The sequence below is a fragment of the Microbacterium sp. BH-3-3-3 genome (assembly GCF_001792815.1).
Classification (GTDB): domain Bacteria; phylum Actinomycetota; class Actinomycetes; order Actinomycetales; family Microbacteriaceae; genus Microbacterium.
On the sequence record NZ_CP017674.1, the window covers coordinates 707,816 to 733,958 of the forward strand.

Annotated in this window: 27 protein-coding genes; 7 read left to right on the top strand and 20 right to left on the bottom strand. The window is 70.5% G+C overall.

The window, feature by feature from the left end; translation table 11 throughout:
* Nucleotides 1-16 precede the first annotated feature (16 nt).
* The 8 genes from BJP65_RS03345 to infC form a co-directional block, all read right to left on the bottom strand.
* Nucleotides 17-916 carry an amino acid ABC transporter permease gene (locus tag BJP65_RS03345; RefSeq protein ID WP_070409826.1) on the bottom strand — a complete coding sequence of 300 codons (900 nt, stop codon included), beginning with the start codon at nt 914-916 and terminating at the stop codon, nt 17-19.
* Nucleotides 913-1,569: an amino acid ABC transporter permease gene (locus BJP65_RS03350; protein WP_055835234.1), complete on the bottom strand. Its 657-nt coding sequence runs from the start codon at nt 1,567-1,569 to the stop codon at nt 913-915. Before BJP65_RS03350 ends, BJP65_RS03345 begins: the two co-directional genes overlap by 4 nt.
* Before the next feature lie 60 nt (nt 1,570-1,629).
* Nucleotides 1,630-2,529 carry a glutamate ABC transporter substrate-binding protein gene (locus tag BJP65_RS03355; RefSeq protein ID WP_070408211.1) on the bottom strand — a complete coding sequence of 300 codons (900 nt, stop codon included), beginning with the start codon at nt 2,527-2,529 and terminating at the stop codon, nt 1,630-1,632.
* Nucleotides 2,530-2,662: 133 nt separating this feature from the next.
* Nucleotides 2,663-3,421 (bottom strand): amino acid ABC transporter ATP-binding protein, encoded by a 759-nt coding sequence (locus BJP65_RS03360; protein ID WP_055835228.1) that lies wholly within the window; start codon nt 3,419-3,421, stop codon nt 2,663-2,665.
* Nucleotides 3,422-3,497: 76 nt separating this feature from the next.
* On the bottom strand, nt 3,498-4,295 hold the full coding sequence (locus BJP65_RS03365) for an RNA methyltransferase (protein WP_055835225.1): 798 nt from the start codon (nt 4,293-4,295) through the stop codon (nt 3,498-3,500).
* A gap of 102 nt (nt 4,296-4,397) precedes the next feature.
* Nucleotides 4,398-4,781 carry a 50S ribosomal protein L20 gene (gene rplT / locus BJP65_RS03370; RefSeq protein ID WP_055835222.1) on the bottom strand — a complete coding sequence of 128 codons (384 nt, stop codon included), beginning with the start codon at nt 4,779-4,781 and terminating at the stop codon, nt 4,398-4,400.
* A gap of 29 nt (nt 4,782-4,810) precedes the next feature.
* Nucleotides 4,811-5,005: a 50S ribosomal protein L35 gene (rpmI, locus tag BJP65_RS03375; protein ID WP_055835219.1), complete on the bottom strand. Its 195-nt coding sequence runs from the start codon at nt 5,003-5,005 to the stop codon at nt 4,811-4,813.
* 47 nt (nt 5,006-5,052) lie between these two features.
* The gene (gene infC, locus BJP65_RS03380) at nt 5,053-5,703 is read right to left on the bottom strand and encodes a translation initiation factor IF-3 (protein ID WP_374754282.1); all 651 of its coding nucleotides are present in this window, start codon (nt 5,701-5,703) and stop codon (nt 5,053-5,055) included.
* A 245-nt stretch (nt 5,704-5,948) separates the two neighbouring features.
* Between infC and BJP65_RS03385 the strand changes: the two genes are divergently transcribed.
* Nucleotides 5,949-6,374 (top strand): DUF1844 domain-containing protein, encoded by a 426-nt coding sequence (locus BJP65_RS03385; RefSeq protein WP_374754276.1) that lies wholly within the window; start codon nt 5,949-5,951, stop codon nt 6,372-6,374.
* Nucleotides 6,375-6,688: 314 nt separating this feature from the next.
* Here the strand turns inward: BJP65_RS03385 and BJP65_RS03390 are convergent, their stop codons facing one another.
* From BJP65_RS03390 to BJP65_RS03415, 6 genes are read right to left on the bottom strand one after another with little or no spacing between them, the layout of a single operon-like run.
* Nucleotides 6,689-7,543 (bottom strand): SseB family protein, encoded by an 855-nt coding sequence (locus BJP65_RS03390; RefSeq protein WP_083285689.1) that lies wholly within the window; start codon nt 7,541-7,543, stop codon nt 6,689-6,691.
* Nucleotides 7,527-8,273 carry a bifunctional 1-(5-phosphoribosyl)-5-((5-phosphoribosylamino)methylideneamino)imidazole-4-carboxamide isomerase/phosphoribosylanthranilate isomerase PriA gene (gene priA / locus BJP65_RS03395; RefSeq protein ID WP_055835208.1) on the bottom strand — a complete coding sequence of 249 codons (747 nt, stop codon included), beginning with the start codon at nt 8,271-8,273 and terminating at the stop codon, nt 7,527-7,529. Before priA ends, BJP65_RS03390 begins: the two co-directional genes overlap by 17 nt.
* A 46-nt stretch (nt 8,274-8,319) precedes the next feature.
* Complete coding sequence (gene hisH / locus BJP65_RS03400) at nt 8,320-8,970, bottom strand: imidazole glycerol phosphate synthase subunit HisH (protein ID WP_070408212.1); 651 nt, start codon at nt 8,968-8,970, stop codon at nt 8,320-8,322.
* On the bottom strand, nt 8,967-9,581 hold the full coding sequence (hisB, locus tag BJP65_RS03405) for an imidazoleglycerol-phosphate dehydratase HisB (protein ID WP_070408213.1): 615 nt from the start codon (nt 9,579-9,581) through the stop codon (nt 8,967-8,969). Before hisB ends, hisH begins: the two co-directional genes overlap by 4 nt.
* Complete coding sequence (locus tag BJP65_RS03410; protein WP_082509313.1) at nt 9,578-10,672, bottom strand: histidinol-phosphate transaminase; 1,095 nt, start codon at nt 10,670-10,672, stop codon at nt 9,578-9,580. The genes hisB and BJP65_RS03410 overlap by 4 nt, the downstream gene beginning before the upstream one ends.
* A gap of 45 nt (nt 10,673-10,717) precedes the next feature.
* Entirely contained in the window at nt 10,718-11,068 is a 351-nt protein-coding gene (locus tag BJP65_RS03415) for a LysM peptidoglycan-binding domain-containing protein (protein ID WP_055835195.1), read from the bottom strand.
* Nucleotides 11,069-11,325: 257 nt separating this feature from the next.
* On the opposite strand from BJP65_RS03415, the gene lexA reads away from it, so the two are divergent.
* From lexA to BJP65_RS03430, 3 genes are read left to right on the top strand one after another with little or no spacing between them, the layout of a single operon-like run.
* Entirely contained in the window at nt 11,326-12,015 is a 690-nt protein-coding gene (gene lexA / locus BJP65_RS03420) for a transcriptional repressor LexA (RefSeq protein ID WP_055835192.1), read from the top strand.
* A 34-nt stretch (nt 12,016-12,049) separates the two neighbouring features.
* Nucleotides 12,050-13,081, top strand: a complete 1,032-nt coding sequence (locus tag BJP65_RS03425; RefSeq protein ID WP_070408214.1) for a hypothetical protein — start codon at nt 12,050-12,052, stop codon at nt 13,079-13,081.
* Nucleotides 13,081-14,967: a prolyl oligopeptidase family serine peptidase gene (locus tag BJP65_RS03430; RefSeq protein ID WP_070408215.1), complete on the top strand. Its 1,887-nt coding sequence runs from the start codon at nt 13,081-13,083 to the stop codon at nt 14,965-14,967. Before BJP65_RS03425 ends, BJP65_RS03430 begins: the two co-directional genes overlap by 1 nt.
* 175 nt (nt 14,968-15,142) lie before the next feature.
* On the opposite strand, the gene hflX is transcribed toward BJP65_RS03430, so the two are convergent.
* Complete coding sequence (hflX, locus tag BJP65_RS03435; RefSeq protein WP_055835183.1) at nt 15,143-16,660, bottom strand: GTPase HflX; 1,518 nt, start codon at nt 16,658-16,660, stop codon at nt 15,143-15,145.
* A gap of 99 nt (nt 16,661-16,759) precedes the next feature.
* Between hflX and BJP65_RS03440 the strand changes: the two genes are divergently transcribed.
* A complete protein-coding gene (locus tag BJP65_RS03440) occupies nt 16,760-17,404 on the top strand; it encodes a class I SAM-dependent methyltransferase (protein WP_055937108.1) in 645 nt (214 codons plus the stop codon).
* A gap of 85 nt (nt 17,405-17,489) precedes the next feature.
* Here the strand turns inward: BJP65_RS03440 and dapF are convergent, their stop codons facing one another.
* On the bottom strand, nt 17,490-18,344 hold the full coding sequence (gene dapF / locus BJP65_RS03445; RefSeq protein WP_070408216.1) for a diaminopimelate epimerase: 855 nt from the start codon (nt 18,342-18,344) through the stop codon (nt 17,490-17,492).
* Nucleotides 18,345-18,482: 138 nt separating this feature from the next.
* On the opposite strand from dapF, the gene BJP65_RS03450 reads away from it, so the two are divergent.
* Complete coding sequence (locus BJP65_RS03450; RefSeq protein ID WP_070408217.1) at nt 18,483-19,145, top strand: pentapeptide repeat-containing protein; 663 nt, start codon at nt 18,483-18,485, stop codon at nt 19,143-19,145.
* Nucleotides 19,146-19,222: 77 nt separating this feature from the next.
* Here BJP65_RS03450 and BJP65_RS03455 read toward each other — a convergent pair whose 3' ends face one another.
* From BJP65_RS03455 to miaB, 3 genes are read right to left on the bottom strand one after another with little or no spacing between them, the layout of a single operon-like run.
* Nucleotides 19,223-19,672 (bottom strand): GNAT family acetyltransferase, encoded by a 450-nt coding sequence (locus BJP65_RS03455; protein WP_070408218.1) that lies wholly within the window; start codon nt 19,670-19,672, stop codon nt 19,223-19,225.
* A complete protein-coding gene (gene miaA / locus BJP65_RS03460) occupies nt 19,669-20,604 on the bottom strand; it encodes a tRNA (adenosine(37)-N6)-dimethylallyltransferase MiaA (RefSeq protein WP_070408219.1) in 936 nt (311 codons plus the stop codon). Before miaA ends, BJP65_RS03455 begins: the two co-directional genes overlap by 4 nt.
* Nucleotides 20,601-22,148, bottom strand: coding sequence for a tRNA (N6-isopentenyl adenosine(37)-C2)-methylthiotransferase MiaB (gene miaB, locus BJP65_RS03465; protein WP_070408220.1), 1,548 nt, complete (start codon nt 22,146-22,148; stop codon nt 20,601-20,603). The genes miaA and miaB overlap by 4 nt, the downstream gene beginning before the upstream one ends.
* 268 nt (nt 22,149-22,416) lie before the next feature.
* On the opposite strand from miaB, the gene BJP65_RS03470 reads away from it, so the two are divergent.
* On the top strand, nt 22,417-24,981 hold the full coding sequence (locus tag BJP65_RS03470; protein WP_156784799.1) for a LuxR C-terminal-related transcriptional regulator: 2,565 nt from the start codon (nt 22,417-22,419) through the stop codon (nt 24,979-24,981).
* Nucleotides 24,982-25,206: 225 nt separating this feature from the next.
* Here BJP65_RS03470 and BJP65_RS16750 read toward each other — a convergent pair whose 3' ends face one another.
* The gene (locus BJP65_RS16750; protein WP_181015972.1) at nt 25,207-25,809 is read right to left on the bottom strand and encodes a regulatory protein RecX; all 603 of its coding nucleotides are present in this window, start codon (nt 25,807-25,809) and stop codon (nt 25,207-25,209) included.
* Nucleotides 25,810-26,143: the final 334 nt, after the last annotated feature.

Below are 26,143 nucleotides of genomic sequence, written 5' to 3' on the forward strand. Positions count from 1 at the left end.
CCGTCGGCGGATTCGATCAGATCGCCGGACCGCCGCGCTGGGCGACGATGAGCGCCGTGTCGGTGCCGCCCTGCTGCGGGGGCTGCACGGGGGCGGCCACCTGGCCGACGCGCGGCGACCGGCGCAGACGCTTCTCGACCAGGGTCGCCACGTAAGACAGCAGCAGGCAGAGGGCGATGTAGATCGCGCCGACGATGATCGTCGCCGGGATGATGGGCGAGCCCACGCTCGGCTGCGCACCGATGTACTTCGCGTAGAACAGCAGCTCGGGGTACGTGATGATGAAGCCGAGAGCCGTGTCCTTCAGGGTCACGACGAGCTGGGCGATGATGACGGGCATCATCGCGCGGATCGCCTGCGGCAGCAGCACGAGGCGCATGACCCCGGCCTTGCGCAGGCCCACGGCGTAGCCCGCCTCGGCCTGCCCGCTGGGCAGCGACTCCACACCCGCGCGGATGACCTCGGCGAGCACCGAGCCGTTGTAGCAGATGAGGGCGATGACGACGGCCCAGTACGGCTCCATGCGGATGCCGAGGACGGGGAAGCCGTAGTAGAGCAGGAACATGAACACGAGCACCGGGATCGCGCGGAAGACCTCGATCACGGCGGTGAACGGCCAGCGCACCCACTTGTGATCGGACAGGCGACCGATCGCGAGCACGAAGCCCAGGGCCAGCGCACCGACGGCGGCCACGACGAAGGCGGCGATGGTACGCATCGTGGCCTCGCCGATCTGCGCCCACACGTTCGTGTAGGTGAACGCCGACCACTTCTGGGCGGTGAACTGACCGGTGTCGGCGAGACGCCAGACGAAGAATCCGATGATGCCGAGCACGACCAGGATCGTGACGACACCGAGGACGCGGTTGCGGGCGACGGCCTTGGGACCGGGGACGTCGTACAGGACGCTGCTCATCGTGCGACCCTCCATCGGTTCTCGAGCGTTCGCTGCAGCCACGACAGCAGCAGGACGAGCGCGACGAAGATGACCATCACCCACAGGATGACGACGAACGCGTTCTCTCCGCGCTCACTGAGGTAGTTGCGAACCGAACCCAGGTTCACGATCGAGAAGCCCGCGGCGACGGTCGTGTTCTTGAGCAGCGCGATGAACACACTCATCATCGGGGGGATCACGGAACGGAACGCCTGCGGCAGCACGACGAGCGTCATGACCTGGCCGAAGCCCAGGCCGAGCGCTCGAGCGGCCTCGGCCTGACCGACGGGGACGGTGTTCACGCCCGACCGGATCGCCTCGGCGACGTACGTCGCCGTGTAGATACCGAGGGCGCAGATCCCGAGCGTCAGCGAGACGTCGCCCGTCAGACGCAGCCCCAGGAGCGGGGGCAGCGCGAACACGAACGCGAAGAAGACGAGCGTGAGGGGGGTGTTGCGGATCGCGCTCACATAGAACGTGCCGACACCGCGGGCGATCGGCACGGGCGAGACGCGCATGGCGCCCACGATGAGGCCGAGCACGAGGGCCAGCGCTCCGCCCGCGAAGAACAGCAGAAGGGTTCCGCCGAGCGCCTCGCTCCACACGTCGAGGTTGTCGGTGATGACGCCCATGCGTGCTCCTTATCTTGGTCGGGGATTCGGGGGCGGTGCGGTGCACCGCCCCCGAACGGATCACTCGTCAGCGGTGGGCTGGTCGCCCTTGATACCGGCGGGCGCGAGGTTCTTCTCGAACAGCGCCGTCCAGACGTCGCCGCCGTCGTTGAACAGGGTGTTGATGTGGTCCTTCAGGACGGTGTCACCCTTGGGCAGGCCGACGCCGTAGCGCTCCTCGCTGAAGGTGTCGCCAGCGATCTTGAACGCGTCGGGCTCCTGGGCGACGTAACCGGCGAGGATCGCCTGGTCGGTGGTCACCGCGTCGACCGAACCCGCGCGCAGCTGCTCGAGGCACTGCGTGTAGGTGTCGTACTCGACGGTGTCGCCGGGGGCGTACTCGTCGCGGATGCGCTGCAGCGGCGTCGAACCGGTGACCGAGCAGACGATCTTGCCGGCGAGGTCGTCGGGGCCGGTGATGTCTTCGTTGTCGGCGGCGACGAGCAGGCCCTGACCGGTGATCAGGTAGGGGCCGGCGAAGTCGATCTGCGCCTTGCGCTTGTCGGTGATCGAGTAGGTGCCGACGTAGTAGTCGACGTTGCCGTTCACGAGCTCCTGCTCGCGGTTGGCCGAGGGGATCGTCTTGTACTCGATCTGGTCCGCGTCGAAGCCGAGCGAGGCCGCGATCCACTGAGCGATCTCGACGTCGAAGCCGCCGCGCTCGTTGCTGACCGGGTCCTTGAAGCCGAGACCGGGCTGGTCTTCCTTCACACCGACGATGACCTTGTCGGCGGCGACCATGCGGTCGTAGGTGGGGCTGCCGTCGAGGGAGACGTCGGAGGCGACCTCCCACAGCTGAGTCGATTCGGTGCCGCCCTCGGCGCCGGGAGCCGCGCCCGGGGTGCCGCTGTTACAGGCCGTCAGGGCCAGAAGGCCGGCGGCGACGATGCTCGCGCCGGCGAGAAAACGTGTCTTACGCATGTGATGTCTCCTTGGTTACGTGTGCTGTGCGGATAAGGGTCGTCGGTGACGGCGCGCGAGATAGACCGGGGGGAACGGCAACCATGCGGTCGGCGGGAGAACCTCCTCGTTCATCGCCGTCAAGGGAAGAGCGTCAGTGGGTGATGAGCTTCGACAGGAAGTCCTTCGCCCGATCGGATTCGGGCTTCGTGAAGAACTGCTCGGGCGTCGCCTGCTCGACGATCTGCCCGTCGGCCATGAACACCACGCGGTTCGCGGCCTTGCGCGCGAAGCCCATCTCGTGCGTCACGACGATCATCGTCATGCCGTCTTTGGCGAGACCGACCATCACGTCGAGCACCTCGTTGATCATCTCTGGGTCGAGCGCCGAGGTGGGCTCGTCGAAGAGCATCACCTTGGGCTTCATGGCCAGAGCACGGGCGATCGCGACGCGCTGCTGCTGACCGCCCGAGAGCTGGGCGGGGAGCTTGTCGGCCTGGTGACCGACGCCCACGCGTTCGAGGAGCGCGCGCGCCTCTTTCTCGGCATCCGCCTTCTTCATCTTGCGGACCTTGAGGGGGCCGAGCGTGACGTTCTCGAGGATCGTGAGATGGGCGAACAGGTTGAACGACTGGAACACCATGCCGACGTCGGCGCGCAGTTCGGCCAGGCCCTTCCCCTCTTTGGGAAGCTCCTTGCCGTCGATGGTGATCGTCCCGCTCGTGATGGTCTCGAGGCGATTGATGGTGCGGCACAGCGTCGACTTGCCCGAACCCGAGGGTCCGATGACGACGACGACCTCGCCGCGGTCGACGGTGAGGTCGATGTCTTTCAGAGCCTGGAACTGTCCATAGTGCTTCTGGACGTCGCTGACGACGACCAGGGGCTCGGTCTTCGGGGGAACGGATGCCATGTCAACACCCTATGAGGATGCTGGGCGCCCGACCACATTCCGGCGCGCGCCTTAACCGATCTGTAACAGCAGGGGTTCAGCGATCGCGCTGCGCGAACGCCGTCTCGTAGAGGCAGACGCTGGCCGCGGTGGCGAGGTTGAGCGACTCGGCACGCCCGTAGATCGGCAACCGCAACGCGATGTCGGCGTGCGCCAACGCCTCGTCGTCGAGACCGCGCGCCTCGTTCCCGAACAGCCACGCCGTGGGTTCGGCGAGCATGTCGCGGGATGCCAAGAAGTCGCCGCCTTCGACGTCGGCGGCCACCACCCGCATCCCCGCCTCGTGCACCCGCGCGACGACGTCGGCCAGCTCGAGGTCGACGGCGACGGGCAGGTGGAAGAGCGACCCCGTGGTCGAGCGGACCACCTTGGGGTTGTACGGGTCGACCGTGCGACCGGTCAGGATCACCGCGTCGGCTCCCGCCGCGTCGGCCGCGCGGATGATGGTGCCGAGGTTGCCGGGGTCGCGCACCTCTTCGCAGATGGCGATGAGGCGGGGGCCCGCTGCCAGAACGTCTTTCAGGGCGGTCGGCGACTGGCGGGCCACGGCGACGATGCCCTGCGGCGTGACGGTGTCGGCCATGGCATCCAGGACCGCTTCGGTCGTGTACTGCAGGTCGACGCCCGCGGCCTCGGCGGCCTCGCGCAGGTCGCCGTGCTTTTCGAGCGCTGTCGGGGTCGCGTACATCTCGATCACCGTCTCGGGTGCCCACGCCAACGCCTCGCGGGCCGCCTGCGGTCCCTCGAGGAGGAACAGACCGGTCTCTTGACGGGCGGCGCGCTTGCTGAGTTTTGCCACGGCGCGCACCCGGGGCGAACGGGGGTTCTCGAGCACGTCCTCAGTGTATGGCGTCTGCGGTATGCGCTCCGGACGCCGCGCAGGAACGACGAACGGGCGCCCTCCGAAGAGGACGCCCGTTTGACGAGGAACTGCGTATTACGCGGTCTTCGCGGCGTTGACGTCGCTGGGCAGCGCCGCCTTCGCGGTCGCGACGAGCGAGGCGAACACGGCCGGCTCGTTCACGGCGAGCTCGGCGAGCATACGACGGTCGACCTGCACACCCGCGAGGCCGAGGCCCTGGATGAAGCGGTTGTACGTCATGCCGTTCTGGCGGGACGCCGCGTTGATGCGCTGGATCCACAGACGACGGAAGTCGCCCTTGCGCTTGCGACGGTCACGGTACGCGTAGACGAGGGAGTGGGTGACCTGCTCCTTGGCCTTGCGGTACAGGCGCGAACGCTGACCGCGGTAACCGGACGCGCGCTCGAGGATGACGCGACGCTTCTTGTGGGCGTTTACTGCCCGCTTGACTCTAGCCATTTCTTCTTCTTCCTAACGTGCGTCGGCGCTCAGAGGCCGAGGAGCTTCTTGGCGACCTTGGCGTCACCCTTGGCCAGGACCTGCTCCTGGTTCAGGCGACGGGTGCGCTTGGACGCCTTGCCCTCGAGGTTGTGCCGCATGCCGGCCTGCTGCTTCATGAGCTTGCCGCTGCCGGTCAACTTGAAACGCTTCTTGGCACCGGAGTGGGTCTTCTGCTTCGGCATGTCTCTTCCTTCGTTGTGTTTCCCGCCGGGCGGGAGCCTGGGGGGCCTTACTCGGCGGGGGCCGAGGTGGGCTGGTCTGCGGGAGCCGCGGTGGGCTCGCCCTCGGAGTCCGAGTCGCCGCGGGCGGCGCTGCGTGCTGCTTCACGGTTCGCCGTGCGCTGCGCGTTCTGCTCGGTCTTGACCTCGGACTTGTTCTTGTGAGGCGCGACCACCATGACCATGTTGCGACCGTCGATCGTGGGGCTGGACTCCACGGTGCCGAACTCGGCGACGTCTTCCGCGAACTTGCGGAGCAGACGCACGCCCTGGTCGGGACGCGACTGCTCGCGACCACGGAACAGGATCATGGCCTTGACCTTGTCGCCCGCCTGGAGGAAGCCCTCGGCGCGCTTCAGCTTGGTTATGTAGTCGTGCGCTTCGATCTTCAGGCGGAACCGCACCTCTTTGAGCACGGTGTTGGCCTGGTTGCGGCGCGTCTCTTTGGCCTTCTGAGCGGCCTCGTACTTGAACTTGCCGTAATCCATGATCTTGACCACGGGCGGCTTCGAGCTCGGCGCAACCTCGACCAGGTCGAGGTCCGCTTCCTGGGCCAGGCGCAGCGCAGCTTCGATGCGGACGATGCCGACCTGCTCGCCGTTGGGTCCGACGAGACGGACCTCCGGGACTCGGATGCGCTCGTTGGTGCGGGGATCGCTGATGCGGAACTCCTCTTGTCTACGGATGACGGCCGCCGCGATCCAAGGGAATCGCGGGCGAAGAGGAGAAACACGCCACCCGGCACAGTGCTACCAGCACCGGCTTCTGCACCCAGACAACCCCGTGCGAAACGGAGCGGAGTGCGGGAACCCGGTAGCCTGGAGCGGCAAGCGCGGGTGGGATGTCATCCTCTTTCGTTCGGAGTGAAGCACTCCGAAGCCCGCCATAGTCTAGCAGAGAGATTCACGTGGACACGATCCCCCCCGACCAGCCCGCCGACGACAGCGCCGCACACCGCCACGGAGCCGAAGACGAGCGCCTCGCCCGCTGGGAAGAGCAGGAGCGCGCCTCCGCCTCCGCCACCCGCGACATCGCCGACGTCCCCGCCGTCGAAGTCATCACCACCGCCGCCGTGCACCTCATGAGCGCCGCCGCGGTGAAGACCGGCCTGGCCGACAACCCCGCGCAGCAGCTCGACCTCGACGAGGCCCGCAAGCTCATCAACTCCCTCGCCGGCCTCATCACCGCCGGAGCCCCCGAGATCAGCGACATGCACGCCCGCTCCCTGCGCGACGGCCTCCGCTCCCTGCAGCTCGCTTTCCGCGAGGCGTCGGTGATCCCCGACCCCATCGGTAAGGGGCCGGGCGAGAAGTGGACGGGGCCCGTCACGTAGGTCGTTCGTTCTGGGGGGGGTACCGGGCTCCGGAATGGCCCCTCCCCGGGGCAAGAGCAGGGCCCCTACCCCGATTGCCCCGGGGAGGGGCCATTCCTCCGCCCTCTGCCACCGCAGGCCGACTCCACCGTGACACCCGTAGGGGTATGAGGCGGTGCCCCTTCCCCGATTGCCTCGGGAGGATGGCATCCCTGCGCCCTGTGCCGCAGGCCGACTGCACCGTGACACCCGTAGGGGTAGGGGGCAGTGGGCCCCTCCCCCTACGGACGACGCTGCCCACTCCCGGCAGACAGGCTCCCGGAAGAACGCGGGACTCAGGCCTCGGTGCTGCGGTGCAGCTTGACCGTCAGGGAGTCGACGAGCACGGCGATGCGGTCGTCGGCGGCCCAGCGGCGGGCGACGCGGGCGAGCACGGCATCCAATTCCTCCTGCGCGAGACCCGACATCAGCTGCAGATGCACCACCAGCTCGGGACCGCGGAGGCGTCCGGTCGGGTCTCCCGCTTCGACGGCCAGATCGAGCACGGCCAGCTCGCCCGAGATGCTCTCCTGCAGGCCGGTGAAGATCGTGGGCGACGTGTGCGCGGGCTCCCACGCCTCGCCCTGTGCGATCGCCCAGACGGCGGGGCGGCGGATGACGAACTCCGTCTCCGAACCCGGATCGACGACGATGAGCTCGGTGTCCTCGGAGGCTGCGGCCAGGGCCGTGCGACGCCCGTCGGCGGGAACCGGTCGGGCCAGGGCGTCCCAGGTCTGCAGCGCCGTCACCGACGTGAACACCGGCAGGACCTTGCGGCCGTCGGGAGCGGCGACCGTCACGATCGACAGCTCCTGCGTCTTGTCGACCTCGAGGCCGTGCGCGCCGATGCCGTGGTCGCCCTTCTCGGCGACGAGCGGGATCAGCAGGCGCGCCTCGCGGTAGGCGTCGACCACCGCACGCGCGTCGCCCTCACCGGCGCGGAACGCCAGAAGAGCTGCGAGCAGGGCGGGGTCGGCAGAACCGTCGTCACCCGAGTGCGGGTTGGATTGGAAGCTGCGTCCCTCCCACGGCACGCCGGCGGAATCCGCGTTGGCGGCGTCCGAATGGAGGGCGTCCGTGTGCGGAGCGTGCGCACGCTGGTCGTGCCCGTGCGCGCCGTGGCCGTGCGGACCGTCAGTGTCCGGCGACATCCAGTGCCTCAGCGAGGGTGAACTGCCCCGCGTACAGTGCCTTGCCCACGATCGCGCCTTCGACGCCGAGCGGCACCAGGTCGCGCAGCGCCGCGATGTCGTCGAGGCTCGACACCCCGCCCGACGCCACGATCGGCTTCGGGGTGCGCTGCGTCATCTCGCGCAGCAGTTCGATGTTCGGGCCGCGGAGCGTGCCGTCTTTGGTGACGTCGGTGACGACGTAGCGGCTGCAGCCGGCGTCTTCGAGCCGGTCGAGGACGGTCCACAGGTCGCCGCCGTCGCGGGTCCAGCCGCGCGCGGCGAGCGTGGTGCCGCGCACGTCGAGGCCGACGGCGATCGCCTCGCCGTAACGGTTGATGACATCGGCGGCCCACTCGGGGTTCTCGAGTGCGGCCGTGCCGAGGTTGATGCGGCTCGCGCCGCTCTCGAGGGCGGCCTCGAGGGAGCGGTCGTCGCGGATGCCGCCCGACAGCTCGACCTGCACGCCCTTGACCTGCTTGATGACCTTGCGCATCACCGCGGCGTTGTTGCCGCGACCGAAGGCGGCGTCGAGGTCGACGAGGTGGATCCACTGAGCGCCCTGGCGTGCGAAGTCCGCGGCGGCGTCGACGGGGTCGCCGTAGCTGGTCTCGGTGCCGGCCTCACCCTGGGTCAGGCGGACGGCTTTGCCGTCGGCCACATCGACCGCGGGAAGCAGGACAAGTTCGGGCGTCGACGCGAAATCGTTCATGGCTCCTCGCACCCGTCAGCGCACTTCGCCGAGCCTGGGCACGAGGTCACACAGTAGTCGTGCGCAGCCCGTCGATCCAATTGGCCAGGAGCCGGATGCCGGCTTCGCCCGACTTCTCGGGGTGGAACTGCGTCGCCGACAGCGGACCGTTCTCGACCGCCGCGAGAAACGGTGCGCCATACGTGCACCACGTCAGCACGGGCTCCGGGAACGGCGGCGTGACCTCGAGCGACCACTGCTGCGCCGCGTACGAGTGCACGAAGTAGAAGCGCTCCTTCTCGATGCCCTGGAACAGGCGCGACCCGTCTCCGGACGCCACGGTGTTCCAACCCATGTGCGGGAGTACGGGCGCTTCGAGCTCGTGCACCGTGCCCGGCCACTCACCGAGCCCGGGGGTGTCGGCACCGCGCTCGACCCCCCGCTCGAACATCACCTGCATGCCGACGCAGATACCGAGCACCGGGCGGCCCCCGGCGAGCCGCCGGTCGATGATCTCTCCCCCGCGGCTGGCGTTCAAGGCCCCCATCACCGCGCTGTAGGCACCCACACCGGGCACGAGGAGCCCGTCGGCGTCGAGGAGAAGCGCGCGGTCGGAGGTCAGTCGGGCGTCGGCACCGGCTTCGATGAGCGCCTTGACGGCCGAGTGGACGTTGCCGGAACCGTAATCGAGGACCGCGACGACGGGCTTGCGCGTCACAACGCACCCTTGGTGCTGGGGATGCCGTCGACCAGCGGGTCGAGGGCCTTGGCCTGACGGAAGGCGCGCGCGAGCGCCTTGTACTCGGCCTCGGCGATGTGGTGCGGGTCGCGCCCACCCAGAACGCGCACGTGCACCGTGAGGCCGGCGTGGATCGAGATGGCCTCGAACGTGTGACGCACGAGCGAACCGGTGAAGTGGCCGCCGATGAGGTGGTGCTCGAAGCCCACGGGCTCACCGGTGTGCACGAGGTACGGGCGACCGCTGATGTCGACGACCGCCTGCGCCAGCGCCTCGTCGAGGGGAACGAGCGCGTCGCCGTAGCGGGCGATCCCCGACTTGTCGCCCAGGGCCTGACGAATCGCCTGACCGAGCACGATCGCGGTGTCCTCGACCGTGTGGTGGGCGTCGATGTGGGTGTCGCCCGTCGCGCGCACCCGCAGATCGGTCAGCGAGTGCTTGGCGAAGGCCGTGAGCATGTGGTCGAAGAACGGCACCGTGGTCTGGATGTCGCTGACCCCGCGACCGTCGAGGTCGAGTTCGAGTTCGATACGCGACTCGCTCGTCTCGCGCGTGATCGAGGCGGTACGGGGCGTGGCGGGGCCGGTCATGACCGCGATCCTACCGAGGCGAGGGCGTCGAGGAACGCGGTGGTCTCGTCGTCGGTACCGGCCGTGACACGCAGGTGGTGCGCGATGCCGACGTCGCGGATGAGCACACCGCGGTCGTACAGCGCCTTCCACGTGGCGGCGGGGTCGTCGACGCCGCCGAAGAGCACGAAGTTCGTCCACGACTCGTGGGCGGTGTACCCGAGGGCGGCCACGGTGGCCGAGATGCGGTCGCGCTGCGCGACGATCTCGTCGACCATCGACAGCATCGTCTCGGCGTGCACGAGGGCCGCCGTCGCCGCGGCCTGCGTGAGCGCGCTCAAGTGGTACGGAAGACGGACGAGTCGCAGCGCGTCGACCAGAGCAGGATCGGCCGCCAGGTACCCCACGCGTGCGCCGGCGAAGGCGAAGGCCTTGCTCATGGTGCGCGACACCACCAGACGCGGGCGACCGGGCAGCAGCGACACGGCCGAGGGCTCGTCACGCGGAGCGAACTCCTGGTAAGCCTCGTCGACGATCACGATGCCGTCGGTCTCGGCGTACACGGCCTCGATCACATCGAGACGCAGCGGGGTACCCGTGGGGTTGTTCGGCGCGCAGAGGAAGACGATGTCGGGGCGGTGCTCACGCACCTGGGCCGCGGCGGCCTCGGCGCTCAGCGAGAAGTCGTGCGCGCGTTCCCCGGCGATCCATCGCGCGCCCGTCGCGCGGGTGAGGATCGGGTACATCGAGTAGGTGGGTGCGAAGCCCATGGCCGTCCGGCCCGGTCCACCGAAGGCCTGCAGGATGTGCTGGAGCACCTCGTTGGAGCCGTTGGCCGCCCAGATCTGCTCGCGCGTCAGGCCATGACCGAGGTATGCGGCGAAGCTCTCTCGGAGAGCGGTGAACTCGCGGTCGGGATACCGGTTGACGTCGCGCAAGGCCCGAGCCACGGCGTCGAGGATGTCATCGGCCACCTCGGGCGGAACCGGATGCGTGTTCTCATTCACGTTGAGAGCCACGGGCAGGGCGGCCTGCGGGGCTCCGTAGGGGGTCATCCCCCGCAGATCGTCGCGAAGAGGCAGGTCGTCGAGGCGTACGGTCACCCCACCCATCGTAGGCGGCGTGCCGAGGAGCGGCTCATCGCGCACCCGCGGAGGTCAGCCGGCCTGGATGTACTCGGTGGGGATCGCGATGCGCTGACCGGCCGCGAGCGAGCCGCCCTGGAGGGCGTTCAGACGCGTGATCTCGGCGACGACGTCGCGCGGATCGGCCGCGGGGGCGATGTCTTCGGCGATCGACCACAGGGTCTCGCCGCTCATGACCGTGATCTCCGTGAACGAACCGGCCGGTGCGCCGGCGTCGCCCGAGGCGAGTGCTGCTCCCCCACCGACGGCGGCGACGCCCAGGGCGACGGCGAGCGGGAGGGCGACGACGAAGGCGACGACACGGCGCCCGCGGGCGGTGATACGCAGGCGGGTCGTCGAGGCGGTGGAGGTGATGCTGCTCATGGTGTGCTCCTTGGTGGGGAGAGATTCGCACCCCGCCCTCGGCCGGGAGGGCGGTGTGCGAATCTGTATTCCGAATCTATCTTCGATACTGCGACGGTGTCAACACACCGGTTGTCGGAAACGAATCGAACGCGACACGCGTGCGGCTCCGTGTCATTCGTGTCGTCGACCGGATACGGTTTCGACACGGAGACCTCATCACCAACCTCCGACATTCGAATTTCCGCCGCCCTTCCCGCGGCGCGAGGGGAGCACAGATGACCGACGCGACGACCGCCGCAGGGCGCGAACGACCGCAGACGCGACGGCGCAAGAACCTCAGCGACAAGCAGCTCGCGATCCTCGAAGTCATCCAGCGATCGATCGCGCGGCACGGTTATCCGCCGAGCATGCGCGAGATCGGCGACGCCGTCGGCCTGAAGTCGCTGTCGAGCGTCACGCATCAGCTGAACCAGCTCGAGCTCAGCGGCTATCTGCGCCGCGACCCGGGTAAGACCCGCGCCATGGAGGTGCTGATCGACCTTCCCGGCACCGCCGCCGAGAACCCCGCCGACTCCGCCCCCGCCGTGGGCGACGCCGCCCTCGTGCCCCTGGTGGGCCGGATCGCGGCGGGCGTGCCCATCACCGCCGACCAGCACGTGGAGGAGATCTTCCCCCTCCCCCGCCAGCTCGTCGGCAAGGGCGAGTTATTCATGCTCAAGGTCTCGGGCGACTCGATGATCGATGCGGCGATCTGCGACGGCGACTGGGTGGTCGTGCGCTCGCAGGCGAATGCGGAGAACGGCGAGATCGTGGCCGCGATGCTCGACGGCGAGGCAACGGTGAAGACGTTCCGTCGCCGTGACGGCCACACCTGGCTGCTCCCCCGCAACAGCGCGTTCGAGCCCATCCTCGGCGACGAGGCCGTCGTGCTCGGGCGCATCGTGGCGGTGCTGCGCGCGGTGTGAACCGTGCGTCGCGGCGGCGGGCCACAATGGCGCCATGACCGTCGGCCCGCCCTCGACCGCATCGACCTCGACGAAACGCGTCGCGAAGCCGTCACCCGTGGTGCGCGTCACGGCATCCGTCGTGGTGCTGATCGTGGTGGCCCTGCTCACGCCGCTGGCCCTCGTCGCCTCGTGGGCGCGCGTGCAGCTCGTCGATGAGGACTCCTTCGTCGCCACTCTCGCGCCCCTCTCGTCCGACCCCGCCGTGCAAGACCTCGTCATCGCCGAGACGACGAGCGCCATCTCGGCGTCGGTCGACTTCTCGGCGATCGCGGGCGCGGGCGTCGACGGTCTCGTCGCCCTCGGCGTGCCGCAGGAAGCGGCGCGCGTCCTCGGCCTGGTGGCACAGCCGTCGGCCGACTCGCTGCGATCGATCACGCGGCAGGCGGTGACCGACGTGGTGCACTCCGATCGGTTCTCCGACGTCTGGTCGGGGGTCGTGCGCACCGCGCACCGCGCCTTCGTCTTCGGAGCCACCTCCGACGGTGGTGGCATCATCGTGCAGTCCCCGGACGGCCTGGGCGTGCAGATCGGCGGGGTGGTCTCGGCGATCGTCGCCGAGCTGGACCTGCAGGGATCGCCCGTGGCCGCGCTGGTCCCCCCGATCGACCGGGTCGTGGTCCTCGGCGACGGAACGACGCTGCAGGCCGTGCGGTCGGCGTACGCGGCCGCCACCACGGCGGGAGTGGCGGCACCCCTGCTCGTGGGCGTGCTCCTGGTCGGCGGGGTCGTCGTCGCTCCCCGTCGACGGCGCGCGCTGATCGGCGCCGGCATCGCGGTCGCCGTCGGCTCGGCCACGGTGCTCGTGGCGGTCGCCGTGGGCGCGGCGCAGGCGCACCGCACCGCCGTTCTGCGGGGCTTCGACGCCGCCGGGGTCGACGCCGTGGTGCGGCAGCTGTCGTCCGGTCTCGTGGGCACCGCGAGCACGGTTCTGGGCATCGGCCTCGTCGCGGGCATCGCGGGCGTCCTGCTCGTCCGGCGTGCCCGCCCCCGACGGATGTCGGAGCCCCGGCCTACGCTGGAGTGATGGCAGACACCCTCCCCTACGGTTCCTGGCCCTCCCCGATCACTCCCGAGTCGGTGGCGCAGTCCTCCCCCCGCATCGACGGCGCGCTGTTCGTCGGCGATGAGGTGTGGTGGGCGGAATCCGTGCCCGCCGAGGCGGGTCGCGTCGCGGTGAAGCGGCGCCGCACCGACGGTGCGGTCGAGGCGGTGCTGCCCGCACCCGCCAACGCCCGTTCCGCCGTTCACGAATACGGCGGCGGGGCTTGGACCGCCTCCGACGACGGGGAGCTGTTCTACGTCGAGAAGACCGACCAGCGCGTCTACGCCCTTCGCCCGGGCGGCGAGGCGCGCGCGCTGACGCCGGCCGACGACACGGTGCGCCACGGCGGGTTGCGGTTCGAGCACGGCACCCTGCTCGCCGTCCGCGAGACGCACGGGAGTAACCGCGTTCCCGCACGCGCCATCGTGCGCATCTCGCTCGACGGCGCCGTCGACGTGCTCGCCGAGGGCAGCGACTTCGTCGCGCAGCCCGCGCTGTCGCCCGACGGCCGGTCTCTCGCGTGGGTGGCGTGGAACCACCCCGACATGCCTTGGGATGCCACGACCCTGCGCGTGACCGAGATCGGCACCGGCGAGGTGCGCGAGATCGCCGACACCCCGCGCCGCGCTCCGCTGCAGCCCGTGTGGCTCGGCGACGACGAGCTGTTGTACGCCGACGACCCCGACGGCCGGTGGAACCTGTTCCGCCGTCCCCTCGACGGCGAGCCGCAGCCGGTGTCGCCGGTCGACGCCGACACGGGCGGCGGGCTGTGGGTGCTCGGGACGCGGTGGTTCGGAGCGACCGACGACGGGCGCATCGTCGCCGTCCGCACCGACGGTGCCGACGAGATCGTCGAAATCGCGCCGTCCGGCGTGCGTCCGGTGGACGTGCCCGTCGTGGCCGGCGCGGCGATCGATGACGTGCGCGGGCACCGCGTGCTCGTGTCGGGCTCCGACGCCGGCGGCCGCTCGGGGCTGTGGGCGGTCGACCTCGACGCCGGCACCGTCGACCTGGTGACCGGTGGATCCGGGGCCTGGGGCGACGAATGGATGCCGACGGCCCGCGCCCTCGAGACCGAGGGGCCGCACGGACCCGTGCACGCTTTCGCCTACGCGCCCACGAACCCCGACGTCGCCGCGCCCGAGAACGAGCGCCCGCCCTACGTCGTGCTCGTGCACGGTGGCCCCACCTCGCACGTGGGTCCGGCGCCGTCAGCCAAGACGGCGTTCTTCACGAGCCGCGGCATCGGCGTGCTCGACGTGAACTACGGCGGTTCCACCGGATACGGTCGCGACTACCGTGACCGGCTGAAGGGTCAGTGGGGCGTGGTCGATGTCGATGACGTCGCCGCCGCGGCCTCCGCCCTCGCCGAGGCGGGTCTGGCCGACCCCGAGCGCCTGGCGATCGCCGGCGGCTCCGCCGGCGGATGGACGGTGCTCGCCGCCGTGACGAACACCGACGTGTTCTCGGCCGGGATCTCGCGCTACGGCGTGGGCGACGCCCGTGCCCTCGCCGAAGACACTCACGACTTCGAGGCCCGGTATCTCGACGGCCTGATCGGACCGCTGCCCGAGGCCGAAGCGGTGTATGTGGAGCGCTCGCCTCTGAGCCATCCCGAGCGCTTCCGCGTTCCCCTGCTCATCCTGCAGGGAAGCGAGGACCGGGTCGTGCCGCCGTCGCAGGCCGAGGCGATCCGTGACGCCCTCGCGGCGCACGAGGTTCCCCACGCGTACGTCCTGTACGAGGGCGAGGGCCACGGCTTCCGCCGCGCCGAGACGGTGATCGACTCCCTGCGACGCGAACTGGGCTTCCTCGGGGCGGTTTTCGGCTTCGAGACCCCCGGGGTTCCGCCGCTGGAGCTGAGCTGAGGCTGTCGCGCGGCTGAAGCGGGCGAAGCAGGCTCTCGGTGCGGGAAAAGCCGAGGCGTCGGCGCGCGCGTCGGGAGAGCGTCGAGGGCGAGGTCGGCGTCGACGGTGCGCGCCCCCGAACCGCACGCCGACGGGCCCCCACCGCGATCGGAGGGGGCCCGTCGTGCGACGGCCGTCAGGCCGCGAACTGCTCCAGCTCGGCCGCCAGGCGCGCCCCCACGTGAGCGTGCAGGAACGTCCCCGTGTCGCGGTGCTCCTGCGCCACGATGAGTCCGCTCTCGTGCACGGCCGACACGAGGTCACCACGGTCGTACGGGACGACCGCCTGCACCTCGACGGCGGGGAGGGGCAGAGCGTCCTCGATGGCGGCGCGAAGCTCCTCGATCCCCTCGCCCGTGCGCGACGAGACGAACTTCGCGTTCGGGGCGAGGCCGCGCAGCACCAGGCGTTCGTCCTCGGTCACGAGGTCGGCCTTGTTGAAGACGACGATCTCCTGACCGAAGTTCGCGTCGACATCGCCCATCACGTCGCGCACCGTCATCAGCTGCGCGGCCGGATCGGGATGCGACGCGTCGACGACGTGCAGGATGACGTCGGCGTCGCCGACCTCTTCCAACGTCGAGCGGAACGCCTCGACGAGCTGGTGCGGCAGGTTGCGCACGAAGCCGACCGTGTCGGTCAGCGTGTACACGCGCCCGTCGGTCGTCTCGGAACGGCGGACCGTGGCATCCAGGGTCGCGAACAGCGCGTTCTCGACCAGCACGCCCGCGCTGGTGAGGCGGTTGAGCAGGCTGGATTTTCCGGCGTTGGTGTACCCGGCGATCGCGACCGACGGGATGGTGTGACGCTTGCGCTCGGCACGCTTGGCCTCGCGCGCCGGGGCGAAGTCGCGCAGCTGCTTGCGCAGCAGAGCCATCTTCGTGCGGATGCGACGACGATCGAGCTCGATCTTCGTCTCACCCGGACCGCGCGAGCCCATGCCCGCGCCTCCGGCACCGACCTGTCCACCAGCCTGGCGCGACATCGAGTCACCCCAGCCGCGCAGACGCGGCAGCAGGTATTCGAGCTGCGCGAGCTCGACCTGCGCCTTGCCCTCGCGGCTCTTCGCGTGCTGGCTGAAGATGTCGAGGATCACCGTGGTGCGGTCGATCACCTTCACCTTCACGACGTCTTCGAGCGCGCGACGCTGGCTGGGGGCGAGCTCGGTGTCGGCGATCACGGTGTCGGCGCCGACGGCGGCGACGATGTCGCGCAGCTCCGCCGCCTTACCCCGACCGACGTAGGTCGCGGGATCCGGATGCGGACGGCGCTGCAGAACGCCGTCGAGCACGACGGCCCCGGCGGTCTCGGCCAGCGCCGACAGCTCGCGCAGGGAGTTCTCGGCATCGGCCTGCTCGCCCTGCGGGTGCACGCCGACGAGAACGACGTTCTCGAGGCGCAGCTGGCGGTACTCGACCTCGGTGACGTCTTCGAGCTCGGTCGACAAACCGGCCACGCGGCGCAGCGCTGCGCGTTCCTCGCGGTCCCACTGGTCGCCGTCGGCGTCGCCGCCGTAGGCCGTGGAGGCGTCTTGGAGCGCCTGCGCTGCACCGAAGACCCGGACCCCGCGGTGCGCTTCGGCGCGCGACAGCACGCGGTCCACCGGGTCGACCGGCGTCGCGTCCGTGCTCGGGGGTGTGGTCTGTTCGGTCATGTGTTCCTTCCGTCCGCGGGTGTTCCCGCGGTTTCTCCTGGTGTTCTCGCACTTTAGCCGCCCGCGGCGTCGCGCGGCCGGGTCGGATATTCTGTGGGGATGGGGAGCGAGCACTACTTCAGCGCGTCGCCGTCGAGTCCCGAACAGCTCCGCCGTATCCGAGTGACACTCGCGGGGCGCGAATTCGAGGCCGTGACGGCGGGTGGCGTCTTCAGTCCCGATCACGTGGATGCCGGAACCTCGGTGCTGCTGCACAACACCCCTCCCCCTCCCGCCGGCGGGGACTTCCTCGACCTGGGGTGCGGGTGGGGTCCGATCTCGTTGTCGCTCGCGCTCGCCTCACCGCACGCGACCATCTGGGCGGTCGACGTCAACGAACGTGCTCTCGATCTCGTGAGGCGGAACGCACAGTCCCTCGGCCTCACCAACATCAACGCGGTGCGACCGGAAGATGTTCCCGACGACGTGTCGTTCCGGACCATCCGGTCGAACCCGCCGATCCGCGTGGGCAAGAGCGAACTGCACGGCATGCTCGAGCACTGGATCCCGCGGCTCACCGAGCGCAGCGACGGGTGGTTCGTCGTGCAGCGCAACCTCGGCTCCGACTCGCTGCAGCGCTGGCTGTCCACGACGTTCGAGAACGGCTACAGCGTGCAGCGGGCCGCCACCGGGCGCGGTTTCCGTGTGCTCCGGGTGCGCCGTCACGGCTCGCCGCCGAGCGAGCCGATCGACATCATCGCCTGAGTCGCCGTCGTTCAGGCGCAGCGACGATCCCGACCGTCGGCCGGATGCCCCTCGGCTCGCGCCGGACCGCGGTCCATCGACAAGCTCAGGCCAGTGCGACCTCGCCGGTGAACACCAGCGATGCCGGCCCCGACAAGAACACGCGCCCCTCGGCGACCCGCACCCCGAGCGTGCCGCCGGGGGTGTCCACGACCCACGAGTCGGGAGCAGCCGCCCCCGCCCAGTGCCGCACGGCCAGGGCGGCGGCCGCGACGCCGGTGCCGCAGCTGAGCGTCTCGCCGACTCCGCGTTCGAAGACGCGCAGGCGGATCGCGCCGACGCCGTCACGCACCAGCGGATCGGCGGGAACGACGAACTCCACGTTCGCCCCGTGCCGCGGCGCGGGATCGAGCACCGGCTGGTAGGCGAGCTCGAGGCCGTCGAGCTCCGCCTCGGACGACAGCGCGACGACGACGTGCGGGTTGCCCACGTCGATGCCCACGCCCGGTCGCGCCACCGGAAGCCCCTTCGCGCGGACGAGGGTCTCTTCCGCCTCGATCGCGTAGGCCCCCAGATCGACCTCGAAGCCGCGATCGCTGCGGGTGAGGGTCTTGACCCCCGCGCGGGTGCCGATGCGCAGGCCTCCCTCGATCGAGGCGAGGCCGGTGTCGGTGAGGTAGCGGGCGAACACGCGCGTGCCGTTCCCGCACATCTCTGCCGCGGACCCGTCGGCGTTGCGATAGTCCATGAACCACTCGGCGCCGGATGCCATGGCATCCGCCCCCTCGTCGATCGCCGAGGAGCGCACCACGCGCAGCAGGCCGTCGGCACCGATGCCGAAGTGGCGGTCGCAGAGCGCGGCGATCTGCGCGGCGGACAGGTCGAGCTCGCCGTCGGGGTCGGCCACGACCACGAAATCGTTGCCGGTGCCGTGGCCTTTGGTGAACGCGAGAGTCGCCATGCGACCAGTCTAGGAGCGGGCGTCGGGGTCGCTTCCCGGGGCGTCTGCGAAACGGCACCGCGCGGGTGACTGCACGCGCTCCTCGCGGCGGTCGCTAGGCTGTCCCAGCCCTCCGCCCCGTCCGATTCGAGGAGACCCATGCCCAAGCCCGCCGCCCTGGTCGCGCCCTCGTTCGATCGCCCTCCGCTGGACGATCTCGATGCCGGAGCGCCTGCGGCCCTCGCTCCCCGGGCGGCCCTGGAGGGGCTGTCGTTCCGCGACCTCCGCATCGACGGTCTCGACCTCGAGAGCGCGGAACTGACGCTGTGCCGCATCGAAGGCCTCCGCGTGCCCGAGGTCACGCTGCGGTACGCGCACCTGTCCGAATCCGCGCTGTCGGGCTGGGACGTGCCGATCGTCCGGTCGGCGCGGACCACGTGGCGCGACGTCGAGATCGAGGGTTCGCGTACGGGATCGCTCGAGGCCTACGAGTCGACCTGGAACGGCGTGCATTTCGTCAACTGCCGACTCGGATTCGTGAACCTGCGCGGGTCCCACCTGCAAGACGTCGCCTTCACCGACTGCACGATCGACGAACTCGACCTGGGGCAGTCCCGGGTCACCCGCTTCGCCGCGAACGGCACCCGGATCTCGCAGCTCATCGTCGAGCAGGCGACGCTGCAGCACACCGACCTCCGCGGCGCCGAGCTGGAAGGCCTCGCGGGTCTGTCGGCGCTGCGAGGCGCGACCATCTCGTCGATGCAGCTGCAGCAGCTGGCCCCGCTCCTGGCCGCGGACCGTGGCATCACCGTCCGGGACTGACACGAGCGGGCGCGGGTCGGCGATAGACCCGTGGGCCCGACGCGTGAGGCCAGCGCCGGGAACGCAGACCGCCGCGCTCAGCCGGGTGGCGGCGGTCCGCCCGGTCCGTCGACGACGAGCCTCTTCCCGGTGGCCCACGTCTCGAACGGTTCGTACCCCAGGGCGTCGTAGAAGCCCCGGGCACCCGTGTTCTCGGGACGCACCATGAGCTGCACCTTCGGACAGCCGAGCGCCTCGAGCAGCCGCTCCGCCTCGGCCACGAGCAGGCGACCGACACCTCGACCGCGGTGCGACGCCGCCGCGGCCAGGTAGTAGAGCCATCCGCGGTGGCCGTCGTAGCCCGACATGACGCTGCCGACCACGGTGTCGCCGTCGACGGCCACGAGGAACAACTCCGGCTGCACCGTGAGCTTGCGGCGGATGTCGGCTCGGGGGTCGTTCCACGGTCGGGTGAGACCCGCCTCCTCCCAGAGGGCGACGACGGCGTCCTCGTCGTCGAGCTCGAAGCTCCGCACGATGATGCTCACTCCCCCGCCTCCCCCGCGGACATCAGGGTCGTGGCATCCACGGTGCGGGCGTCGACCCATCGAGCCTCGGCGTAGCGGCGGAACCACGACACCTGTCGCCGCGCGTACCGACGAGTGAGGGCCTGCGTCTCGGCCACCGCCTCGTCTCGTGTCAGGTCGCCGCGGAGCTGCGAGAGGGCCTGTGCGTACCCGATCGCCCGTGCGGCGGTGACCCCGCGCTCGAGCCCGTCGCCGCGCAGCCGCTCGACCTCGTCGACCATGCCGGCGGCCCACATGCCCTCGACGCGGGCGTCGAGGAGCGGCACGAGCTGTTCGCGGTCGACGGTCGTCGCGATGATCCGGGTATCGGGATGCCAGAACTCCGGCGCGGAGGGAAGGGCGCCGCCGTGCGTCTCGCCGCCCTGCGCCAGCACCTCGAGTGCCCGCACCACCCGGCGACCGTTGCGCGGATCGATGCGCTCGGCGGCGGCGGGATCGGCCTCGCGCAGGCGCGCGTACAGCGCACCCGCGCCGAGACGGTCGAGCTCCGCCTCGAGCCGCGCCCGGACGGCCTCGTCGCGCGGGGGGAACCGGAAGTCCCACAGCACTCCGGAGACGTACAGGCCGGAGCCGCCCACGAGGATCGCGTCGGCTCCGCGCCCGTGGATCTGGGCGATCGCCGCGCGGGCGGCATCCTGATACCAGGCCACCGCCGCCTCGTCGGTCACGGCGAGAGCGTCGAAGAGGTGATGCGCGATGCCGTGGCGGTCACCGACCGGGAGTTTCGCGGTCCCGATGTCCATGCCCCGGTACAGCTGCATGGCGTCGGCGTTCACGATCTCGGCCGCGCGTCCGCGGGCGGCGAGGGCCTCGGCGAGATCGAGGGAGAGCCCCGTCTTGCCGGTGCCGGTGGCCCCGACGACGGCCCACACGCGCGGCGCGGCGGAACTCACACTCCGACGCGCAGGGACGGCAGACCGAGCGAGACCGCGCGCGGGGTCGCGGCGTCGCCCGCCGGCGCCGGGACGCCGCAGGACTCCGCCTGCGAACGGTCCCAGGCATCTCCCGCGCGCGTCCGACGGATGCGCAGGGGGGCGGCATCGGGCGCGTCGGCCAGCAGGTGGAAGGGCGCGGCGTGCGTCACGGTGACCGAGACCACGTCGCCGGGGCGTGGGACGGGAGAGCCCGCCGGCACCTCGAAGTGCACGAGACGATTGTCTTCGGCGCGACCGGTGAGGCGGTGCGTCGCGGCGTCCTTCTTGCCCTCGCCGGCCGAGACGAGCACCTCGAGCGTGCGTCCGAGCTGCTTCTGGTTCTCTTCGGCCGCGATGCGGTCCTGCAGCGCCATGAGCCGCTCGTAGCGCTCCTGCACGACGGCCTTCGGGACCTGGTCGGGCATGGTGGCCGCCGGCGTCCCCTCGCGGATGGAGTACTGGAACGTGAAGGCGGTCGCGAACCTCGATGCCTCGACGACCCGCAACGTCTCGAGGAAGTCCTCCTCGGTCTCGCCGGGGAAGCCCACGATGATGTCGGTCGTGATGGCCGCGTGCGGCATGCGCTCACGCACCCGATCCAGGATGCCGAGGAACTTCTCGCTCCGGTAAGACCGGCGCATCGCCTTGAGCACGCGGTCGGAACCGGACTGCAACGGCATGTGCAACTGCGGCATGACGGCGGGCGTCTCGGCCATCGCCGCGATGACGTCGTCGGTGAACGCGGCGGGGTGCGGGCTCGTGAACCGGATGCGCTCGAGGCCCTCGATCTCGCCGGCCGCGCGCAGGAGCTTGCCGAAGGCGAGACGGTCGCCGAATTCGACGCCGTACGAATTGACGTTCTGGCCCAGGAGGGTGACCTCGATGGCACCGTCGTCGACCAGCAGGCGGATCTCGTTCAGGATGTCGCCGGGGCGACGGTCTTTCTCTTTGCCGCGCAGGCTCGGCACGATGCAGAACGTGCAGGTGTTGTTGCATCCCACCGAGATCGACACCCAGCCGCTGTGCACCGAGTCGCGCTTGGTGGGCAGGGTGGAGGGGAAGATCTCGAGCGACTCGAGGATCTCGAGCTCGGCCTCGCCGTTGTGGCGGGCGCGCTCGAGCATTCCGGGCAGCGATCCCATGTTGTGCGTGCCGAAGACGACATCGACCCACGGCGCCTTCTGCTGCACGGCGTCCTTGTCCATCTGCGCCAGGCACCCGCCGACCGCGATCTGCATGCCCGCGTGGGCGTCCTTGCGGGACTTCAGGTGCCCCAACGTGCCGTACAGCTTGCCGGCGGCGTTGTCTCGCACGGCGCACGTGTTGATCACGACGACGTCGGCCTCGGACCCGACATCGGCGCGGACGTATCCCGCGCTCTCGAGCGATCCCGACAGGCGCTCCGAATCGTGGACGTTCATCTGGCATCCGAAGGTGCGCACCTCGTAGGTGCGGGCGCCCGTCTCGCCCTGTGCGGCGGGAGAGGGAGCGATGAGCGTCGGGGAGGAAACGGGGGTCGTCATGATGCGAGCAAGTCTAAGCGCCGGGGCGGGACGCGCCTCGGGCGGGATCTCGGCGCCACGAGGACAGGATCGGAGCGACCTTCGTCGCCGGAGACTACTGGGGGGCACTACTGGTCTCGAGAGATGGGGACTACCTGTCTGCCGCCTTCGGCGCAAAAGGCGCAATACGCTGCGGATAGAGGCCGGAAGATGCTGCGCTCAGTAGGTAGCCTTTCGGTCGTACGCCATAACCCGTCCGCCTGCGGGTTTTTTCCGGGGGGAGATGGGCATGCGGAAAGAACGATCGAGGGAGTGGGCGAAAGCCCTCGTGGGGGCAGACAGGAATGCCGGCGCGCTGGCATCCCGACTGCGAGAGGGGACCTCTCTCGTGGTGGCGGGGCCACGAGGAAGTGGACGGAGCTACCTGCTCCGCACCGTCGCCGCCGAGCTCGAACGCTGGGGGCCTGCGCCCGTCGTGCTGCGTCCGTCCACCCTCCTGAGCGACATCCCGTTCGGCGCGATCGACGCCACCGACGATCCTCGGGCGGCCGCTCTGCGGGACGGCCCGCCACCCGACTCCGCCCGCACCATCGTGATCGTCGACGACGTCGACGCGCTCGATACCGCCTCCACGACCGCGATCGTCCGCGCGGCGGCCGCGCGGCGGGTCACCGTCCTCATCGGCGTGCGCACCGCGCGGGCACGGGCAGCCCGCCCCACCGCAGAATCCGACGCGCAGCGCCTCGCCCTGGGGCTGTGGCACGACGGCTTCGCGAAGCGGATCGATCTCGGTGAGCTCATCTCCGTCGACGCCGAGGAGCTCGTGGCCTTCTTCCCCGGGAGTGAGGCTCTCGACAGCGCCACCCGCGCGGGGCTCGTGTGGCGCGCCGACGGCTCCCGCACGCTTCTGCGGCACCTCCTTCTCGAGGCCCTCTCGGCCGTGGCCGCGGGACGTGATCCCCTCCGCGCGCTCGAGAACATCGCACCGCAGAGCCGCCTGGCCGTCGCTGTCGAGAGTCACGTCGCCGACATCGCCCCCGACGACCTCATGTGCCTCTCCGTCGTCCACCGACTCCCCCACCTCGAGCTCAGCGTGGCGACACGCCTGTTCCCGTCCGACACCGTCGACGGTCTGGTGGCCGGCGGACTGATGCACGCCGACGGCACTCCGGCTCGGCGCCTCACGGCGAACGATCTGATCGCGCGCGAGGGCGAACGTCAACTCGGGTCGGCGTGCGTGCGCGCGGTCATCGACGCCGCCTGTGAGCGCATGCTGGCCGAGGCAGACGAATGGTGGAGCCTGCCGATCTCGCTCCACGTCGCCGAGAAGTGGCACCGTGACGGTTCCTCGTCGGCCGACGCCCCGCAGGTCGATCCCCTCGTCCGCGCACGGATCGCGCTCGACGCGGCGAGGATCGCCAACGATCGAGGCGATTCCGCTCACGCGGCCGCACACGCCGCACGGGGCCTGCGCGCCTACGATCACCCCGACCTCCGACTGGAGGCGGTGCTGGCCAGCGGCGGATGGAGCGATTCCGAGTCCGGCGTCGACGCGTCGGATCGCGACGTCCTTCGGCGACTCGCCCGGCTGCGCGCGCGACGGCGCGCGAGCGCCCCGGACTCCGCAGCCCCGCGTGCCGAGGGTGACGCGGACACCCGGATCGAAGTCTTACTCGTGCGATCCGGCCAAGCGGGCGACGCCCTCGACTGGGCTGCGGCCGCCGACCTCGCGGCTCAAGCCGTGGCGGTGCAGGCCGCGTCGTCCGAGGCGCGTCTGCGCGCACTCATCACCGCCGGAACCTCGGCGGCCTTTCGCGGCGGGTGGAGCGCCGCCTACCGGTACTACCGCGCCGCGGAAAGACTCTTGGATTCCCGCCAGAAGGTCACGGGGATCTCCGCCAAGGACCGATTGTCAGCCGTGATGTTCATGCTCGCCGGATACCAGGTGGCGGGGGCCGATGGAAACGACGTGCGCCAGCGGCTCGACGAAGAGCTGCACATCGCGGCACGCGAGGGCGGGGCCGCCGAGCTGACGCTCGCGGGGGCTGCCGCCTCCATCGCCTTCGCCGGCGAGGGCCGACCGGTGGAGTCGCAGCGGGAGTGGGAGGCGGCGCTCGGCCGGCAGCCGCTCGCCGTCACGGATTCGAACGCCGCGATGATCGAGCTCGGCGTCGCCGAGGAACTCGCGATGAGCGGACGAACCAAGGAGGCACGCGCCTCTTTGGCGAGTCTGGACCTGGAAGCCAGCCCGATGCTCCTCCACGGCATGCGGTACGTCGAAACGACCATCCTCGCGGCCGAAGGGCGAGACGAGGAGGCACGGGCGACCGCTCGTGCGGCGGCCGAAGTGACGGCCGGGACGACCGCCGCGGCGCTGCGGATCCGCGACCTCTTCCGCCTATCGACCCTGGGAGCAGCCACCCGGGAAGAGACCGACGAACTGATCCAGCTCGCCGCCACCACAGACCTCCCCCTCGCCGCCGAGGCGGTGCGGCGGTTGTCGGCCCGTTCGGCGGAAGAGGAATCGACTCCCGTCGACGAGTTGCGCCTGCACAACCTGTGGACCGCGGATCACGGCGAGCGGTCGGCGGAACCGGGAGGGATCGAGCGGCTCCCCGCGCACTCCCCAGCCCTGGCCTCGGGCGAGGAACTGACCCGACGCGAGCACGAGATCGCCGTGCTGGTCGTCGAGGGCCTGACGAACCGGGAGATCGCGACGCGACTGTTCCTGTCGGTACGCACGGTCGAATCGCACGTGTACCAGGCGCGCTTGAAGGTGGGGGCAGCGAGTCGACGCGATCTGGGCCGCATGGTGGCCGCCGGCGTGGTGCCTGTGCCGCCCGGGGTGCGGTGAGCGGGCACGCCGGGGTGCGGTGAGCCGGCACGCCGGAGTGCGGGGAGCGGGTACGCCGCGGTGCGGCACGCCGGAGTGGGGTGACCGGGTACGCCGCGGTGCGGTGACCGGTACGCCGCAAAGCGGCAAGCCGGCAGGCCGGAATGCGGTAAGCGGGCGCGCCGGGGGCGCTGAGCGGGTCCGCCGACATCCGGCGTCCGGGACCCGCCCGGCGACGCGCGGGCCTCAGTCGTCGGGTGTGAAACGAACGCTCGTCGACGGCGAAGACCGGAACGTCGAACGACCGCGACCCAGTCCGGCCTCGTCGAGCGCCGTCCGCGCCGCCGTCAACGCCACCGATGACGGGTAACCGCGTCGCGCGAGCTGGCCGACCAGGCGGCGCAGATCGGTGTCGAAGTCTTTGCCGCCCACCGACCGCACCTTCGATCGCGCGAAGTCCAACGCCCGCTCGGCGTCGTCGTCGGGCATCTCGGCGATCGTCGCCTCGGCGACATCGCGCGAGATGCCGCGCTTGCGCAGAGTCTCGGCCACGGCACGACGACCCTGCCCACGACGTTCGGTCGCCGACATGGCCAGCTGCTCGGCGAACGAGGCGTCGTCGAGATAGCGGAGGTCGAGGAAGCGATCGATGATCTCGGCCGTGATCGCGTCGTCGACACCGTCGACACCGCGCAGAACCGTCCGCGCCTCGGACAACGACAGCGAGCGGGAATTCAGCTTGCGTAGCAACACGGATTCGGCGCGCTCGCGGATCTCGTCGGGGCCCGGCGCAGCCTCTTCGGGTGCGAGCCCCTCGTCGGCGTCGCCGGGGTCGTCGACTCGTGACAACCCTCGTTTTGATCCTCGTGAGCCGCGCTGCGCCGGGTGCTCGTTCCGGTCGCGCCAGGACGACGATCCGGCGGGAGCATCGTCCGATGCGCCTCGCGAGGGGTGCGGAGCCGATTTCGCTCCGCCGTTTCCGAAGAGCGGGATGACGGGAGCGAGGGTGTCGTCGTCCAGGGCGCGCAGCGCCGGCCGCGCACCCCGTGCGTCGTCGACGCCGAGCGAGGCCTCGTCGCTCGACGCGACCTCACCGACGGAGCCCGCGTCGACGGCGCCGAGCCCTCGGTCGTCTACATCGTCAGGGTTCTGGTCGCCGCCCGCCCGTCTGAACGGACGAAGA

Coding starts and splice junctions, on each gene's coding strand:
- dapF (WP_070408216.1), bottom strand. CDS start 18,344: ATGGCGACTCTCGCGTTCACCAAAGGCCACGGCACCGGCAACGATTTC.
- BJP65_RS03350 (WP_055835234.1), bottom strand. CDS start 1,569: ATGGGCGTCATCACCGACAACCTCGACGTGTGGAGCGAGGCGCTCGGC.
- BJP65_RS03415 (WP_055835195.1), bottom strand. CDS start 11,068: ATGAGCAGCATCACCTCCACCGCCTCGACGACCCGCCTGCGTATCACC.
- lexA (WP_055835192.1), top strand. CDS start 11,326: ATGACCGACGCGACGACCGCCGCAGGGCGCGAACGACCGCAGACGCGA.
- BJP65_RS03355 (WP_070408211.1), bottom strand. CDS start 2,529: ATGCGTAAGACACGTTTTCTCGCCGGCGCGAGCATCGTCGCCGCCGGC.
- BJP65_RS03430 (WP_070408215.1), top strand. CDS start 13,081: ATGGCAGACACCCTCCCCTACGGTTCCTGGCCCTCCCCGATCACTCCC.
- priA (WP_055835208.1), bottom strand. CDS start 8,273: ATGAACGATTTCGCGTCGACGCCCGAACTTGTCCTGCTTCCCGCGGTC.
- hflX (WP_055835183.1), bottom strand. CDS start 16,660: ATGACCGAACAGACCACACCCCCGAGCACGGACGCGACGCCGGTCGAC.
- BJP65_RS03360 (WP_055835228.1), bottom strand. CDS start 3,421: ATGGCATCCGTTCCCCCGAAGACCGAGCCCCTGGTCGTCGTCAGCGAC.
- BJP65_RS03450 (WP_070408217.1), top strand. CDS start 18,483: ATGCCCAAGCCCGCCGCCCTGGTCGCGCCCTCGTTCGATCGCCCTCCG.
- BJP65_RS03390 (WP_083285689.1), bottom strand. CDS start 7,543: ATGTCGCCGGACACTGACGGTCCGCACGGCCACGGCGCGCACGGGCAC.
- BJP65_RS03470 (WP_156784799.1), top strand. CDS start 22,417: ATGCGGAAAGAACGATCGAGGGAGTGGGCGAAAGCCCTCGTGGGGGCA.
- BJP65_RS03440 (WP_055937108.1), top strand. CDS start 16,760: ATGGGGAGCGAGCACTACTTCAGCGCGTCGCCGTCGAGTCCCGAACAG.
- rpmI (WP_055835219.1), bottom strand. CDS start 5,005: ATGCCGAAGCAGAAGACCCACTCCGGTGCCAAGAAGCGTTTCAAGTTG.
- BJP65_RS03425 (WP_070408214.1), top strand. CDS start 12,050: ATGACCGTCGGCCCGCCCTCGACCGCATCGACCTCGACGAAACGCGTC.
- miaB (WP_070408220.1), bottom strand. CDS start 22,148: ATGACGACCCCCGTTTCCTCCCCGACGCTCATCGCTCCCTCTCCCGCC.
- rplT (WP_055835222.1), bottom strand. CDS start 4,781: ATGGCTAGAGTCAAGCGGGCAGTAAACGCCCACAAGAAGCGTCGCGTC.
- hisB (WP_070408213.1), bottom strand. CDS start 9,581: ATGACCGGCCCCGCCACGCCCCGTACCGCCTCGATCACGCGCGAGACG.
- BJP65_RS03345 (WP_070409826.1), bottom strand. CDS start 916: ATGAGCAGCGTCCTGTACGACGTCCCCGGTCCCAAGGCCGTCGCCCGC.
- BJP65_RS03410 (WP_082509313.1), bottom strand. CDS start 10,672: ATGGGTGGGGTGACCGTACGCCTCGACGACCTGCCTCTTCGCGACGAT.